Annotated in this window: 11 protein-coding genes; 3 read left to right on the forward strand and 8 right to left on the reverse strand. The window is 69.4% G+C overall.

The window, feature by feature from the left end; translation table 11 throughout:
* Window positions 1–35: 35 nt before the first annotated feature.
* The 6 genes from ACHWVH_RS09605 to ACHWVH_RS09630 all read right to left on the reverse strand — a co-directional run bounded on the left by ACHWVH_RS09605 (window position 36) and on the right by ACHWVH_RS09630 (window position 9,040).
* Entirely contained in the window at window positions 36–2,861 is a 2,826-nt protein-coding gene (locus ACHWVH_RS09605; RefSeq protein WP_394687049.1) for a 2-oxoglutarate dehydrogenase E1 component, read from the reverse strand.
* Window positions 2,862–3,046: 185 nt separating this feature from the next.
* Window positions 3,047–3,940, reverse strand: a complete 894-nt coding sequence (locus tag ACHWVH_RS09610) for a GNAT family N-acetyltransferase (RefSeq protein ID WP_394687050.1) — start codon at window positions 3,938–3,940, stop codon at window positions 3,047–3,049.
* Between the two features lie 7 nt (window positions 3,941–3,947).
* The gene (locus ACHWVH_RS09615; RefSeq protein ID WP_394687051.1) at window positions 3,948–5,189 is read right to left on the reverse strand and encodes a JmjC domain-containing protein; all 1,242 of its coding nucleotides are present in this window, start codon (window positions 5,187–5,189) and stop codon (window positions 3,948–3,950) included.
* A 285-nt stretch (window positions 5,190–5,474) separates the two neighbouring features.
* The gene (locus ACHWVH_RS09620) at window positions 5,475–6,077 is read right to left on the reverse strand and encodes a DUF3060 domain-containing protein (RefSeq protein WP_267122416.1); all 603 of its coding nucleotides are present in this window, start codon (window positions 6,075–6,077) and stop codon (window positions 5,475–5,477) included.
* A 239-nt stretch (window positions 6,078–6,316) separates the two neighbouring features.
* On the reverse strand, window positions 6,317–7,684 hold the full coding sequence (gene purB, locus ACHWVH_RS09625) for an adenylosuccinate lyase (RefSeq protein WP_295943482.1): 1,368 nt from the start codon (window positions 7,682–7,684) through the stop codon (window positions 6,317–6,319).
* A gap of 36 nt (window positions 7,685–7,720) precedes the next feature.
* Window positions 7,721–9,040, reverse strand: a complete 1,320-nt coding sequence (locus ACHWVH_RS09630; RefSeq protein WP_295925567.1) for a hemolysin family protein — start codon at window positions 9,038–9,040, stop codon at window positions 7,721–7,723.
* A gap of 400 nt (window positions 9,041–9,440) precedes the next feature.
* Here ACHWVH_RS09630 and ACHWVH_RS09635 point away from each other — a divergent pair, with 400 nt between their 5' ends.
* Both ACHWVH_RS09635 and ACHWVH_RS09640 read left to right on the forward strand, forming a co-directional pair.
* Entirely contained in the window at window positions 9,441–10,445 is a 1,005-nt protein-coding gene (locus ACHWVH_RS09635) for a YiiG family protein (protein WP_394687052.1), read from the forward strand.
* 320 nt (window positions 10,446–10,765) lie between these two features.
* Window positions 10,766–12,199 carry an aspartate ammonia-lyase gene (locus tag ACHWVH_RS09640; RefSeq protein ID WP_267116797.1) on the forward strand — a complete coding sequence of 478 codons (1,434 nt, stop codon included), beginning with the start codon at window positions 10,766–10,768 and terminating at the stop codon, window positions 12,197–12,199.
* 257 nt (window positions 12,200–12,456) lie between these two features.
* Here the strand turns inward: ACHWVH_RS09640 and ACHWVH_RS09645 are convergent, their stop codons facing one another.
* Both ACHWVH_RS09645 and ACHWVH_RS09650 read right to left on the reverse strand, forming a co-directional pair.
* Window positions 12,457–12,897, reverse strand: a complete 441-nt coding sequence (locus ACHWVH_RS09645; RefSeq protein ID WP_017915026.1) for a hypothetical protein — start codon at window positions 12,895–12,897, stop codon at window positions 12,457–12,459.
* Window positions 12,898–12,976: 79 nt separating this feature from the next.
* Window positions 12,977–14,344 (reverse strand): PLP-dependent aminotransferase family protein, encoded by a 1,368-nt coding sequence (locus ACHWVH_RS09650; protein WP_267102936.1) that lies wholly within the window; start codon window positions 14,342–14,344, stop codon window positions 12,977–12,979.
* Window positions 14,345–14,505: 161 nt separating this feature from the next.
* Between ACHWVH_RS09650 and ACHWVH_RS09655 the strand changes: the two genes are divergently transcribed.
* Window positions 14,506–15,369: a DMT family transporter gene (locus tag ACHWVH_RS09655; protein ID WP_394687053.1), complete on the forward strand. Its 864-nt coding sequence runs from the start codon at window positions 14,506–14,508 to the stop codon at window positions 15,367–15,369.
* Window positions 15,370–15,407: the final 38 nt, after the last annotated feature.

The raw sequence follows: 15,407 nt of genomic DNA on the forward strand, positions 1-15,407 counted from the left end.
CCTAGTGGTGTCTTTTTTGAAGTGTGAAAGGGTGTTTATTCAGCGACTTGGTCGTTGAACGGATTCAACAGCGCATCGGCGACCAGCTTCAGCTGCTCTTCCACGTGCTCGGCGAAGTGGCCGGCGGCGGGAGACGGCGAGCGGGCGCGGCCGGCGTAGTGCAGGCTCTGTCCGTCGGCCAGGCAGGCCTGCAGGTGGTGCTTGATCTGGTACCAGGCGCCCTGGTTCTGCGGCTCTTCCTGGCACCAGACCAGGTCGGTGGCATTGCCGTAGCGCTTCAGTTCGGCCGACAGCAGCTCGCGCGGGAACGGATACAGCTGCTCCACGCGCAGGATGGCGACGTCGTCCTGGCCGCGCTTGGTCTGGTCCTCGAGCAGGTCGTAGTAGACCTTGCCCGAGCACGCGACCACGCGCTTGACCTTCTTCGGGTCGGCCTTGGCGTCCGGGATCAGGTGCTGGAACTCGCCGTCGGCCAGTTCTTCCAGGGTCGACACCGCCAGCTTGTGGCGCAGCAGCGACTTGGGCGTCATCACCACCAGCGGCTTGCGCGTGGACATGCGCATCTGCCGGCGGATCATGTGGAAGGCCTGCGCCGGGGTGGTCGGCACGCAGACCAGCATGTTCTCCAGCGCGCACAGCTGCAGGAAGCGCTCCAGGCGTGCGGAGCTGTGCTCCGGGCCCTGGCCTTCGTAGCCGTGCGGCAGGAACAGCGACAGGCCCGAGATGCGGCCCCACTTGGCTTCGCCGGCGGCGATGAACTGGTCGATCACCACCTGCGCGCCGTTGGCGAAGTCGCCGAACTGCGCTTCCCAGATGCACAGCGCGTTGGGATCGGTGGTGGAGTAGCCGTACTCGAAGCCCATCACCGCCTCCTCGCTGAGCAGCGAGTCGATCACGGTGGCGTCTTCCGGGTTCTCCACCAGCTGCCGCAGCGGCAGGTAGTAGCTGTCGGTCTTCTGGTCGTGCAGGATCGCGTGGCGGTGGAAGAACGTGCCGCGGCCCGCGTCCTGGCCGACCAGACGCAGCTTGTGGCCTTCGCCCAGCAGGGTGGCGTAGGCCAGGTTCTCGGCGAAGCCCCAGTCGCCCGGCAGTTCGCCGGCGGCCATCTTCACGCGGTCCTCGTAGATCTTGGCCACGCGCGGGTGCAGCTCGACGCCGCCCGGGATGGTGGTGATGATCTTGGCCAGCTGATCCAGGGTCTTGCGCTTGACCGTGGTGTCGACCTTGTCCGACAGCTTGCCCGACAGGTACTTGGACCAGTCGATGGCGAATTCGTCGGGCTTGCGGGTCGCCAGCTCGGTGGTGTATTCGCCCGAGTCGAGCTTGTTGCGGTAGCCGTCGACCAGCGCCTGCGCCTCGCCGGCCTGCAGCACGCCTTCGCTTTCCAGCTGGGCGGCGTACAGTTCGCGGGTGGTCTTGTGCTTGCGGATGGTCTGGTACATCACCGGCTGGGTGGCCGCCGGCTCGTCGGCCTCGTTGTGGCCCCAACGGCGGTAGCAGACCAGGTCGATGACCACGTCCTTGTTGAACTGCTGGCGGAAGTCGTAGGCCAGGTTGGCCACGAACGCCACCGCGTCCGGATCGTCGCCGTTCACATGGAACACCGGCGCGCCGATCATCTTGGCCACGTCGGTGCAGTACAGCGTGGAACGGGCGTCGTCGCGGGCGCTGGTGGTGAAGCCGATCTGGTTGTTGACCACGATGTGCACGGTGCCGCCGACCGCGAAGCCGCGCGCCTGCGACATCTGGAACAGCTCCATGACCACGCCCTGGCCGGCGAACGCGGCGTCGCCGTGGATGATCACCGGCAGCACCGACTTGCGCGCGGCGTCGCCGTAGCGCTCCTGGCGCGACCGTACGCTGCCGACCACGACCGGATCGACGATTTCCAGGTGCGAGGGGTTGAACGCCAGCGCCAGGTGCACCGACTTGCCGTCGGCCACCGCCACGTCGGCGGAGAAGCCCATGTGGTACTTCACGTCGCCGGTGTGGGCGCGGTCGTCGTGGGCGTGCTCGAACTTGCCTTCGAACTCGTCGAACAGCTTGCGCGGGTTCTTGCCCAGGGTGTTGACCAGCACGTTGAGGCGGCCGCGGTGGGCCATGCCGACCACGATGTCCTTGACCGCGTCGTTGCCGGCGCGCTGCACCAGCACGTCCATCATCGGGATCAGCGAGTCGCCGCCTTCCAGCGAGAAGCGCTTCTGGCCGACGTACTTGGTGTGCAGGTAGCGCTCCAGGCCCTCGGCGGCGGTGATCCGCTCCAGGGTGCGGCGGCGGCTGGCGGTGTCGCCGGCGATGTTGCCGCCCGCGTTCTCCAGGCGCTGGTAGATCCACTGGCGCTGTTCGAACTCGGAGATGTGCATGAACTCGCTGCCGATCGACCCGGTGTAGGTCGCCTTCAGCCGCGCCAGCAGGTCGCGCAGTTTCATCCGCGGCTGGCCGCCGAGGCCGCCGGTGCTGAACTCGCTGCCCAGATCGCTTTCCGACAGGCTGTGGAACGGCAGGCCCAGGTCCGGCGGGTTCACCGGCGGGGTCAGGCCCAGCGGATCCAGGCGCGCGCCGAGGTGGCCGCGCGAACGGTAGGCGGTGATCAGGCGGCCGACATGGCGCTCGCGCTCGTCGCCGCTCGGGCCGGTGCCGCTGTTGGCGGCCTGGCGCGCGGCGCTGGCGATGTGGGCGATGACCGCCGAGTGGGGGACGTCACCGGCATCGCGGCCCTGGAAGCCGTCGAAGTAGGTTTTCCACTTGGGATCGATGCTGTCGGGAGAGACCAGATACTGTTCGTACAGGTCTTCGATATAGGCGGCATTGCCGCCGGCGAGTTGCGATGACTGCGCAAACTGCTTGAGTAGATTGTCCACGATGGTGGGGTGCGGTCGCTTTGTTTGGGGTGGCTTGCGGCAGGAACCGGCGGACGCGAGGGCCGCGCGGGCGTAATCAAGCGCAAAAATTATACCCCCATGAACCAGCCGGGGTGTGCATTCGGCGTGGTCAAGGCCGATCCCGGTTCATCCGTGGCAGTTGCGGCGGCGCGGCCGCGGCTGCCTCACCAGCCCAGTGCGCGCAGTTCGCTGCAGGGCCGGGCGCGCTCCCAGACCCGGTCGAAGGCGGCGCGCAACTGGCGCGCGCGGCCGCCACCGAGCAGGTCGGTCTCGCCGTCGTAACGGTGACCGAGTCCACGGAAGTAGTAGCCGCCGCCGTCGTTGACCAGGTAGGCAGTGGCGTCGCTGCGGTCCACCGGATCGCTGACTTCGCGGAACTGGAACACGCTGGGCAGGCGCTGTGCCAGCGCCAGCAAGGGGGCGCCGGCACGCTGCGGCGCGGTCGCGTCGTGCAGCAACACACGCACCTGCTTGGGATGCGCGGCGACCGCGAAGCGCCGCACCTGTTCCACCACGCGGGCATCGTCGAGCAGGCCGGGATCCAGCATGCGGCTGTGGATCAGCACCTGGCGGCGGGCCTGCGCCAGCACCGCGATGCTGGCGGCGAGTGCCATCGCCGCGTCCTCCACCGCCACCGCGCCGTCGAAGCGGCGGCGCAGCGGCACCGCCTCCGCAGAAGCGGCCACGCCGCCCGGCGGCGGCAGGAAGCCGTGGCGGGCATGGAATGCCAGTGTCGCGGCGGGCGCATGCAGCTCCAGCTGCGGCCAGCCCCGCTGCTGTGCCTGCGCGATCAGGCCGCGCAGCAGCGCGCTGCCGACGCCGCGCCCACGCCAGTCCGGCAGCACCGCCAGCGCGGGGATCCGCCGGTCCGCGCCGAGCCGGGCCGCGCCCACCGCGTGGCCGTCCTCGCTGCGCGCGACCAGATGGTCGCCCAGCGCGTCCAGCGCCGCGGCGTCGGCCAGGTCCGCGGCGGTGCCGGCCGCGGCACGCAGCGCGCGCAGTTCGGCGCCGTCGCGGACGGGATCCAGCGCAGCGATGCGGAAACCGGGGCCGGGCATGGTCGGATCAGGCCGCGTCGGCGTCCTCGTCGGTGGCGTCCTCGGCCTCCAGTGGCTGGTAGAAGCCGCCTGCGATCAGTTCCAGCAGGGTCTGCCTGCCGGCCGCCGACAGCGCCGCGTAGTCGGTGCCGTCGATGTGTTCGGCCGCGGCCAGGCGCTTGGCGTCCTTGACCGGCAGCGCGAACTCCTGGCCGCTGCAGAACAGCATGGCGCCGCGGCTGGCACGCCGCCACGCCGGCCGCGCCCAGGGATGCCGCTGCAGGACCAGGCCCTGTTCAAGCGCGGCGGCGATCTCTTCCGCCGGGGGCAGGCCGGCCGGCGGCAGGATGTCGCCGGCGGCGCGGTAGGTGGTGATGAAGCGGCCGAACCAGGCGCCCAGCTTGTCCGGGTCGTTCATGCGCAGGGCGTTCAGCGCCTCGACCACGCGGCCCATCGCCGCCGCGTCGATCTCGTACGGATCGGCCGGCGCCTGCAGGTCTTCGTCGTGGTAGCGCAATGCCTCGTCGGCGCCGTCGATCAGGGTGTCCAGGTAGTCGGCGATCAGTTCGGCCGAGGACGGTGCGCGCATGCCCACCGAGAAGGTCAGGCAGGCGTCCTCGGCGACGCCGTGGTGCGGCACCAGCGGCGGCAGGTACAGCATGTCGCCCGGCCCCAGCACCCAGTCGTGGGTCGGGTCGAACTGGCGCAGCAGTTTCAGCTCCACGTCGTCGCGGAAGTCGGTCGGCGGCGCCGGGCGGCCCAGTGCGACGCTGGCGTCGATCTGCCAGCGGCGATGGCCGTGGGCCTGCAGCAGGAACACGTCGTAGTGGTCCACGTGCGCGCCGACCGAGCCGCCGCGCGCGGCGAAGCTGACCATCACGTCGTCCACCCGCCAGCGCGGCAGGAAGCGGAACTGCTCGAGCAGGGCGCGGATGTCCGGGTCCCACTTGTCCACGTCCTGCACCAGCAGGGTCCAGTCGTGGTCGGGCATGCCCGGGAATTCGTGCTCCTGGAACGGGCCGCTGCGCACGCGCCAGCGGTCGTTGGCGCGGTCGTGCTCGATCAGCCGCGACAGCGCCGCTTCCTCGCAGGCCAGGCCGGCCAGGTCGCCCGGCTCGATCGGCGAAACGAAGCCGGGGAAGGCGTTGCGGATCAGCAACGGGCGCTTGTGCCAGTAGTCGCGCAGGAAGGTCGCCGCGGGCATGCCCAGCGGTTGCCCGGGGCGGGCGTGGAGTTCGAAGGCGGGAGCGGCGGTCTTGCGGGCAGCCATGTGCGGTGGGTCCTTGCGACGCGGAAGGTAAAGGGCAGGCGCGCAGCGGCGCCGGCCGACCCCGCCATTGTCCGCCGGTTTGGCGCGTGGGGCCATCGCGCTGGCCTTCGCGTGCGCCGCCGTGCGCGTATCGGTGGCCATTCGGAGGCCCTGGCGGCGTGTCGCGACCGCGCAACGTGGGTGACCCCGTGCGCGCAGGCCAGGGGCGGCGCCAGGCGCATCCGGACTGGGCGATGACGGCGACGCCGGGTAGGTCAGGGCAGTGGGGGCGCAGCGCCGCTCGCGCTATTGGACGAGGATGCGGTTGTCGCGGCCGCTGTCGTCGACCTGGGCGCTGCCGCTGCGCTGGACGATGGCATTGCCGTTGCCCTGCAGGGCGATGGTGTCGATCTCGCTGGCCTGCAACTGGTTCTGGTCGCCGGACACGTCCAGTGTCGCGATGCGCGCCATCTGCAGCCGGCCATGGCGGCCGAACAATGCGACCTGCCCAGCATCGCCGCGCATCGCGATCTGGGCGTTGTCGCCGAGCACGCGCAGGGTGTCGGCCCGCTCGATCTGCAGGTTGCCGTTGCGGCCGAACAGACTGACGGTGGCGCAGTGCCCGTGCAGCACCAGGGTGGCGTCGCGGCCAACGATGTTCAGGTCGCGACCGTCGCAATCGATGTCGCCGCTGGCCGAGGCGGCCATGCGGATCGGCGCCTCGGCGTCGCGCTCGTCGCCATCGGCGACGTCGCCGGCCGACGGCGCCGCCGCGATCGGCGGCGCGGCCTGCATGACCACAGTGCGCGGGGCGGCAGTGTGTGCGCCATCGCCGGCGGGCGGGCGTGGCGCCTGCGCGCAGCCGGCCAGGACCAGCAGCGGCAACACAAACAACGGGGTGGGTCTCATCGCGGGGCTCTGCTGTGAGCCACCAGCATGCCCCCGGCCGATTAACCCAGGATGGACGGGGCTAGGGCGTGCCATCGATCCCCGAGCATGCCGCGCCGCGGTCCTTCGGGTCTGGCCTGGTAGGCGCGCTGCCGGCGCCGCGCGGCTCGACCTGACGGCCAGTCAGGCGCTGCGCCACGCAACGCCGGCAGCGCGCCTGCCAGACCCAACGCGGCATACTTGGGAATGGGTGACGCGCCCTAGATGCCGCGTGCCAGCCGCTCGGCGAGGCCGACGTAGCCGCCCGGGGTCAGGTCGCGCAGGCGCTGCTTGGCGTCCTCGGGCAGGTCCAGGGTCTCGACGAAGGCGCGCATCGAGTCGGCGGTGATGCCCTGGCCGCGGGTCAGCGCCTTGAGCTGCTCGTAGGGGTTGGGCAGGCCGTGGCGGCGCATCACCGTCTGCACGGCTTCGGCCAGCACTTCCCAGGCCGCGTCCAGGTCGGCGTCCAGGCGCTCGGGGTTCACGGTCAGCTTGCCCAGGCCCTTGGCCAGCGAGTCCAGCGCCACCTGGGTGTGGCCGAAGGCGGTACCGAGCGCGCGCAGCACGGTGGAGTCGGTGAGGTCGCGCTGCCAGCGGCTGATCGGCAGCTTGGCCGAGAAGTGCTCGAACAGGGCGTTGGCGATGCCGAAGTTGCCTTCGGCGTTCTCGAAGTCGATCGGGTTGACCTTGTGCGGCATGGTCGAGGAGCCGACTTCGCCTTCCTTGAGCTTCTGCTTGAAGTAGCCCAGCGAGATGTAGCCCCAGATGTCGCGCGCCAGGTCGATCAGCACGGTGTTGGCGCGGCGGGTGGCGTCGCCCAGTTCGGCGACGTTGTCGTGCGGCTCGATCTGGGTGGTGTAGGGGTTGAACACCAGGCCCAGGCTTTCCACGAAACGCTGCGCGAAGCCCGGCCAGTCGACGTCGGGGTAGCTGGCGACGTGGGCGTTGTAGTTGCCGACCGCGCCGTTGATCTTGCCGGTCAGCTCGACCGCGGCGATCTGCCGGCGCTGGCGCTCGAGGCGGGCGACGACGTTGGCGATCTCCTTGCCCAGGGTGGTCGGCGAGGCGGTCTGGCCGTGGGTGCGCGAGAGCATCGGCTGTGCGGCCTGCGCATGGGCCAGGGCGCGCAGCGTCGCGATCACCGCGTCCAGGGTCGGCAGCAGCACCTCGCGCCGGGCCTGCTCCAGCATCAGCCCGTAGCTGAGATTGTTGATGTCCTCGCTGGTGCAGGCGAAATGCACGAACTCCAGGGCCGGGCCGAGTTCGGCGTCGTCCTTGAGCTGCTCCTTGATGAAGTACTCCACCGCCTTGACGTCGTGGTTGGTGGTGCGCTCGATCTGCTTGACCCGCGCCGCGTGCTCCACGCCGAAGCCCTCGGCCAGCGCGCGCAGGCGTTGCGCCGCCGCCGGCGAGAACGCGGCCAGCTCGCCGATGCCCGGCTCGGCGCCCAGCGCCAGCAGCCATTCGATCTCCACCTTCACCCGCGCCTTGATCAGGCCGTATTCGGAGAAGATCGGCCGCAGGGCGTCGACCTTGCCGGCATAGCGGCCATCGAGCGGGGACAGGGCGAGCAGGGCGGAATCGGACATGGCGGGGCGTGGGGTGGTGTCGGCGGGGGCGCCATTCTACGTCGGCGCGGCCTCGGCCGGCGCCAGGCGTACCGTCACCGCCTGGATGCGGTGACCGGCCATGCGCTTGACCGTGAACAGGTGGCCGTCGATCTCCAACTGCTCGCCTTCCTCGGGCAGGCGCTGCAACTGGTGCACGATCAGCCCGCCGACCGAGTTGAGGTGCTCCGGCGCGCGCAGGTCGCGGCCGAGCAGGCGTTCGAGGCGGAAGATCGAGGTCGAGCCGGCCACCAGCACGCTGCCGTCGGCGCCGCGGGTCGGCGCGTCCTTGACCACGTGCGGGTGCTCGTCCTCGATGTCGCCGACCACCACTTCCAGCAGGTCTTCCAGGGTGAAGTAGCCGAGGATGCGGCCGTGCTCGTCCACGCACAGCGCCATGTGCGTGGTGCCGGTGCGGAAGCGCTCCAGTACCAGCGGCACGGGCGTTTCCAGCGCGATCAGGTTGGCCGGGCGCAGCAGTGGACGCAGGTCGTCGCTGCGGCGGCCGCGGGCGATCTCCACCAGCAGGTCCTTCATGTGCAGGATGCCCAGCACCTGCTCGCCGTCGCGGTCGAACCACGGATAGCGGCTGTAGCGGCTGTCGGCGAACTCGGCCATCACCGCGTCCAGCGCCATGCCTTCGCGGAACCCGCGCAGATGGTCGCGCGCGCGCATCAGATCGCCGGCCACCAGTTCCGGCAGCTCCAAGGCATGGCTCATCAGGGTCAGTTCGTGATCCGGCGCGCCGCCGGCGGGCTGCTGGCGGCCGACGATCAGCTTCAGTTCCTCGCGCGAATAGCGGTGCGAGGTGTGCTCGACATCGCCCCAGCCCGCGGCCTTCAGCAGCCCGTTGGCGCTGGTGTTGAGCAGCCAGATCGCCGGATACATCGCCCAGTAGAACAGGTACAGCGGTGCGGCGGTCCACAGCGACATGCGCTCCGGGCGGCGGATCGCCATCGACTTGGGGGCCAGTTCGCCCAGCACGATGTGCAGGAACGAGATGACGCTGAAGGCGATGATGAAGGCGCTCAGGCGCGCCGCCTCTTCGCTCAGCCCCAGCAGGTCGAACAGCGGCTGCAGCAGATGCGCGAAGGCCGGCTCGCCGACCCAGCCCAGGCCCAGCGAGGACAGGGTGATGCCGAGCTGGCAGGCCGACAGGTAGGCGTCGAGGTGGCCGTGCACGTTGAGCAGCAGGCGGCCGCGCCAGCCGTGGTGCTCGGCCAGGCCCACGGCCTGCGTGTGGCGCAGCTTGACCAGGGCGAACTCGGCGGCGACGAAGAAGCCGTTGAGCAGCACCAGCAGCATCGCCACTGCCAGCAGCAGGAGGTTGCCGATCATGTGCGTTCCCCGGCGCGCGCGGCTGGCGCGTCATGGCGCCGGGCGGGAGGGGTGGAAACGGCGGGGTGCGTGGTCCGGCGCGGCGTGCGCCGGCATCTACAGTCTGAATCGTCGCCCATGGCGGCGTGAGGGTTCCATCGGTGATACGTCGCCGCAGTCTAGCCGATGCACTGCGTCGCCGCCGCAGGCGCGCGCCATCTCGCGCAGTCCGTCACAGGCAAAGCGTCGCCAACGAATACCGTGGAAGGACGCGCAACTGCTGTTGCGGAATCCTCAATCCCGACTCCCCGGCCTTTCAGCAACCGAATGGCTGATCATCCCAGCCCTCCAACCATCACGCCGCGACGATCTTTTCGTTTGCTAAACTTTCTGTAACCGTTTTCAACCTCGATATTCCCCCATGAAATCTTCCTTGCGTCTGGCGGCGCTGGCCGCCGCTGTGTCCGTTTTTCTCACCGCCTGCGGTGGCAAGCCTGCGGCGACACCGGCCGGTTCCGATGCCAGTGCCGATGCCAACCATGCATCCGCCGACGCCGGCGCCAGCGACGCGGACCAGGCGCTGACCGGCAAGCTCAACGCCTACATCGAATGCTTCAACAAGGTCGATGGGCGCATCCACGAAGGCGCGCAGCAGTACGTACGCTGGATGGCCGATCCCAAGGCCGGCCCCACCGGCAAGGAAACCAGCGTGTACGGGCCCGCCCCGATCGACGAGTACGCGATGAAGCTGTGCGATGCGCCGATGACCCAGGCGATCGCGGCCAAGCCGTCGCTGCCTGCGCTGGATGCCGCGGCCAAGCGTTATCTGGCCGCCTTGAAGACGCTGCAGCCGCTGGCCAACCAGGCGCGCGACTACTACGACCGGGAGGACTACCAGGACGACCAGTTCGCCAAGGGCAAGCAACTGCATGCGCCGCTGATGGCCGCGCTGTCCGAATTCCACGAGGCAAGCGAGGCCTTCAGCCATGAACTGGAGGCGCAGAACGACGCCGCGCAGCGCGAGCAGCTGAAGGCGATGGAAAAGGCCGAGGGCCGCACCCGTGACTTCTATCGGTTGTCGATGATGCTCGAGGCCAAGGACATCGTCGGCCTGATGCAGGACGACGAGTTCGACACCGCCAAGGCCACGGCATTGGTGGCCGGCTTCAACAGCCTATCCGACGAGGCGCATGCCAAGGTCGCCAACCAGGAGCCGGGCAAGTCCGACTGGAGCGGTTTCGAGACCGCGGCGGAGAACTTCCGCAAGGAATCCAAGGCGCGCATCAAGCGGGTGGCGGAGAAGATTCCGTACAGCGAGTTCGAGCAGCGCTCGATGGACAATCCGATCGTCGCGCCGGAGGGTTCGCCGGCACGCTTGCTCAAGAGCTACAACGACCTGGTGTTCCAGAGCAATCGCCAGCAGTAAGCGTCCTGGCCGGCGGCGCAATGCCGCCGGTCCTGCCGCGGCGGTCGCCACGGCAGCCCGCGTGCTGCCGCGTCTTGTCGGCGCTACAGCCGGTCATTGCGTAACGTCGACGGTCACCGCGTTGGCTGCCTGCATCCGCCGATCACCGCGCGCGCCTGGCACGCCTCCAGACATTCCTAACATCCGCCGGCGCACACTGCTGACGCCGGGCGCTGCGCCACGGATAATGCGTGCGCCAGCCGCAATCCCGCCAGCCTGCCTCCCCGGACGTCCGACGACGGCGCCGATGGATTCCCTTTTGCAGATGCGGAGATTGCGCGATGAGTGACACATTCAGGGTCGAACACGACAGCATGGGCGAACTGCAGGTGCCCGCCGATGCCTTGTGGGGGGCACAGACCCAGCGTGCGGTACAGAACTTTCCGGTGTCCGGGCAGCCGATGCCGCGCGGCTTCATCCGCGCGCTGGGCCTGATCAAGGCCGCCGCGGCCGGCGTCAATGCCGACCTGGAGCTGTTGCCCAAGGCCGTCGCCAAGGCGATCCAGGCCGCGGCGCTGGAGGTGGCCGACGGCCGCCACGACGCGCACTTCCCGATCGACATCTACCAGACCGGGTCCGGCACCTCGTCGAACATGAATGCCAACGAGGTCATTGCCACGCTGGCCAACCGCGCCGCCAAGGGCGAGGGCAAGAACGGCAGCAAGGCACGGCCGGCGGTGCATCCCAACGACCACGTCAACCTCGGCCAGAGTTCCAACGACGTGGTCCCCACCGCGATCCGCGTCGCTGCGCTACTGGCGGCGCGCGAGCATCTGCTGCCGTCGCTCAAGCACCTGCGCAAGACGATCGACAAGCGCGCCAAGCAGTTGCAGGGTGTGGTCAAGACCGGGCGCACCCATCTGATGGACGCGATGCCGCTGACCTTCGGTCAGGAGTTCGGTGCCTGGTCGGCGCAGCTGGTGTCGGCGCAGGCGCGCATCGACGACAGCCTCAAGCGCCTGCGCCGGCTGCCGCTGGGCGGCACCGCCATCGGCACCGGCATCAACGCCGATCCGCGCTTTGGCAGCAAGGTCGCCAAGGCGCTGTCGGCGCTGACCGACCATACCTTCGAGAGCGCCGAGAACAAGTTCGAGGGCCTGGCCGCGCAGGACGATGCGGTGGAACTGTCCGGCCAGCTCAACGCGCTGGCGGTGGCGCTGATCAAGATCGCCAACGACCTGCGCTGGATGAATGCCGGGCCGCTGGCCGGCCTCGGCGAGATCGAGTTGCCGGCGCTGCAGCCGGGCAGCTCGATCATGCCGGGCAAGGTCAATCCGGTGATCCCCGAAGCCACGGTGATGGCCTGCGCGCAGGTCATCGGCCACCACACCGCGATCACCGTGGCCGGGCAGACCGGCAACTTCCAGTTGAACGTGACCCTGCCGCTGATCGCGGCGAACCTGCTGGACTCGATCCAGTTGCTGGGCAACGTCTCGGTGTTGCTGGCCGATTCGGCGATCGCCGGGCTCAAGGTGCGCGAGGAGCGGGTACGCGAGGCGCTGGACCGCAATCCGATCCTGGTGACCGCGCTGAATCCGATCATCGGCTACGAGAAGGCCGCGGCGATCGCCAAGCGTGCCTACAAGGAGAACCGGCCGGTGCTGGAGGTGGCCAAGGAGGACAGCGGCCTAGGCGAGGACGAACTGCGCCGGCTGCTGGACCCTGCCGCACTGACCGAGGGCGGCATCCATGCCGGCGCGGGTGGCGGCGGCTGAGTTGCGCCAGCGCTGCACGCAGGCCTGGCACGGCCGTGTGGTCGTGCCAGGCGCAACAGAAGATCGCACGGTGAAAGCAGTTGGGACTGAAGTCCCTCCCACATTGCGCCCAGACACCTCATCGCAAGCTGGCGTAGGAGCAGCTTCAGCCGCGACGGGCCTTCCCGGTAAAGCCCATCGCGGCTGTAGCCGCTCCCAAAGGAAGGGGCCAACTCTTACTGAGGGCTCTCATGCCGGCGCACGCGCGCCGGCACGCCTCAGCGGCGCTCGGCCTGCAGGTTGCCGAAACTGTCGCGGTAGGGCTGCAGCGAGGGAATGTCGCGCAGCACGGCCGCCTGCGCTTCGGTGATCTCCGGGGTCGGCGCGAAGCCCACCGAGCGCATGTTCGGGTCCGGCGCCGCGGTCTCCAGGGTGCGCTGGCGCTGCATCTGCAGGTGCATGAACAACTGCTGCAGTTCGGTGCGCTGCGCGGCGGGCAGCGGCAGTTCGATATCGTCGATGCGCAGGCTGCCGTCGGGCCCAATGGTGGCATTGGCGGCCGGGGCGCGGCGCAGCATCACGTTCATGCTGTCCACCGCCACCCGCGGCTTGCTGCGCTCGGCGCGCGAGGAGGTGGTCTCGCCGCCGCGTCCGCCGCAGGCGGCGAGCAGCAGGCATAACGACAACAGCGAGAACCAGGCGAACAGCGTCTTCTTCATGGAGGCGATGCAGTGGGGGAGTGCGGGCATTCTAGAACGTGCGGCGGCTGCGGTCGTGGCGAGGCGCGCTGGCCGCGCATCAGCTGCGTGAGGTCGAAGCGGACTGCATGGCGCGCGCGAGCACGCTGAAGATCCGTTCGTCGGTGGATTGCGCGACGTTGAAACGCAGGAAATCGCCTGCGCTCAACGACTGGCTGAAGGCATTGCCCGGCGCCAGCACCACGCCTTCCTGCAGGCAGGCGTGCGCGATCGCTGCGGCCTCCATGCCCGCGGGCAGCCTGCACCAAAGGAACAGGCCGGCCCGTGGAATCAGCCAGGGTCGGACGCCGAGACCCTGGAGCCGCTCTACCGTCCTGGCCATCTGCTCCGCCAGGCGCCGCCGCAAGGTCTCCAGATGCCGGCGGTAGCCGCTGTCGGTCAGGGCGATCCGCACGGCCTCGGCCGCCAGCCGGCCGCCGCCGAAGCTGGTGGCGATCTTCAGGTCGGCGAGGCTTTCGATCCAGTCGCCACGTGCGGCGATGTAGCCGCAACGCAGCGACGCCGACACCGTCTTGGAAAAGCTGCCGATCTGGATGACCCGCGCCAGGCCGTCGAAGGCCGCCAGCCGCGGGGCGGGGCTGGTCTCGAAGTCGGCGAAGATGTCGTCCTCGACGATCACCAGGTCCGAGCCCTCGGCCAGGAGCAGCAGCCGGTGCGCCGTCGCCGCGGACAGGGTCGCGCCGGTGGGGTTGTGGATCCCCGAATTGGTGATGTACAGCCGCGGCGCATGCGCCCGCAGCGCCGCTTCGAAGTGCGCCACGTCCGGTCCGTTCGGCGTATAGGGCACGCCCACGACCTGCACGCGATGCGCCTTGAGCAAGGCATGGAAATTGAAGTAGCACGGGTCGTCGACCAGCACCGTGTCGCCGGGCGAGAGCAGGAAACGGCCGATCAGGTCGATCGCATGCGTGCCCGATTCGGCGAGCAGGATCTGTTCGGGCGGCGCCTGCACGCCATTGCCCGCCAGCCGTCGCGACAGGAACTGGCGCAAGCCGGGGTGGCCCAGGGGCGTGGCGTACTCGGTCAGTTCCTGCGTGTCGGCGCGCGCCAGCGTGCGCAGTGCGCGGCGCATGCCCGCGCCGTACAGCCATTCGGGTGGCAGCCAGCCGCAGCCGGGCTTGAGTACGCGCGCATCCGCTTCCAGCGACTGCCGCGACACCCACAGCGGATCGATCTGCCGGTCGAGCTTCGGGCCGAGTTGCGCCAGCGCCAGTGGGGCCACCGACCCGGCCACATAGAAGCCCGACCCTGGGCGCGCCGCGATCGCGCCCTCGGCCGCCAGCCGCTCGTAGGCTTCCACCACCGTCGACACCGACACCCGCAGCGCGCGCGCCTGCGCGCGCACGGAGGGCAGGCGCGCTCCCGGCAGGCTGGTGCGGTTGGCGATGCGGGCGCGGATGTCGGCCATCACCGCATCGATGCGCGTGCCGGGTGCTACGGGTCTGTCCACTGTCGTCAGCTGTACTGGGTCTTGAGCCATAACAGTACTGCGAAACCGTATTGGATCGTATCTGGCCGGATCGGTCCCGCGAGGCGTCTACTGCAACGGCGATGCAGCAGGAGACGCGCATGGAAAAAACCACCGGTGGCTGGATCAATGGATGTATCGGCGTGATGATTTTTGCGGGGTCGTTGCCCGCAACGCGCGTCGCGGTCGCCGATTTCTCCCCCGTGTTCCTGACCTGCGCCCGCGCCAGCATTGCCGCCGCGCTGGGGCTGGCGCTCCTGCTCGGGTTTCGGCAACCGCGTCCGCGCCGCGCCGAACTCCCCGCCTTGGCGATGACGGCGCTGGGGGGCGTGGCCGGATTTCCCCTGCTGACCGCACTGGCGCTGCAGCATGTGACCTCGGCGCATTCCATCGTGTTCGTGGGCCTGCTGCCGTTGTGCACCGCCGTGTTCGCCGTGTTGCGCGCCGGCGAACGCCCGCGTCCACCGTTCTGGGTGTTCTCGCTGGCCGGTGCCTGCAGCGTCGTCGGCTATGCGGCGATCGGCGGGATCGACGCCTCGTGGCAGGGCGATCTGCTGATGCTGGCCGCGGTGGTGCTGTGTGGGCTGGGCTATGCGGAGGGCGCGCGCCTGTCGCGCACGCTGGGCGGATGGCAGGTCATCTGTTGGGCGCTGGTGCTGTCGCTGCCGCTGATGGTGTCCCTGGCCTTGCTGACGCAGCCTGCGTCGTTCGGCACCGTGCGCATGCCGGCATGGCTTGGCCTGGGCTATGTCTCGCTGTTCAGCATGTTGATCGGCTTCGTGTTCTGGTATCGCGGCCTGGCGCAAGGCGGGATCGCGGCGGTCGGGCAACTGCAGTTGTTCCAGCCCTTCATCGGCTTGGGCCTGGCCGCGTTGCTGCTGCACGAAATGGTGAGCTGGACGATGCTGGCGGTGACCCTGGTCGCGATGGTCTGCGTGGCCGGCGCGAAACACTACGCCCGCTGAGACCGCGACCCGCCCGGCAGACGTTTGCACGACTGTGG

The organism is uncultured Xanthomonas sp. (assembly GCF_964278005.1).
Classification (GTDB): domain Bacteria; phylum Pseudomonadota; class Gammaproteobacteria; order Xanthomonadales; family Xanthomonadaceae; genus Xanthomonas_A; species Xanthomonas_A sontii.

Coding starts and splice junctions, on each gene's coding strand:
- ACHWVH_RS09610 (WP_394687050.1), bottom strand. CDS start 3,940: ATGCCCGGCCCCGGTTTCCGCATCGCTGCGCTGGATCCCGTCCGCGAC.
- ACHWVH_RS09615 (WP_394687051.1), bottom strand. CDS start 5,189: ATGGCTGCCCGCAAGACCGCCGCTCCCGCCTTCGAACTCCACGCCCGC.
- ACHWVH_RS09620 (WP_267122416.1), bottom strand. CDS start 6,077: ATGAGACCCACCCCGTTGTTTGTGTTGCCGCTGCTGGTCCTGGCCGGC.
- purB (WP_295943482.1), bottom strand. CDS start 7,684: ATGTCCGATTCCGCCCTGCTCGCCCTGTCCCCGCTCGATGGCCGCTAT.
- ACHWVH_RS09630 (WP_295925567.1), bottom strand. CDS start 9,040: ATGATCGGCAACCTCCTGCTGCTGGCAGTGGCGATGCTGCTGGTGCTG.
- ACHWVH_RS09635 (WP_394687052.1), top strand. CDS start 9,441: ATGAAATCTTCCTTGCGTCTGGCGGCGCTGGCCGCCGCTGTGTCCGTT.
- ACHWVH_RS09640 (WP_267116797.1), top strand. CDS start 10,766: ATGAGTGACACATTCAGGGTCGAACACGACAGCATGGGCGAACTGCAG.
- ACHWVH_RS09645 (WP_017915026.1), bottom strand. CDS start 12,897: ATGAAGAAGACGCTGTTCGCCTGGTTCTCGCTGTTGTCGTTATGCCTG.
- ACHWVH_RS09650 (WP_267102936.1), bottom strand. CDS start 14,344: ATGGCCGACATCCGCGCCCGCATCGCCAACCGCACCAGCCTGCCGGGA.
- ACHWVH_RS09655 (WP_394687053.1), top strand. CDS start 14,506: ATGGAAAAAACCACCGGTGGCTGGATCAATGGATGTATCGGCGTGATG.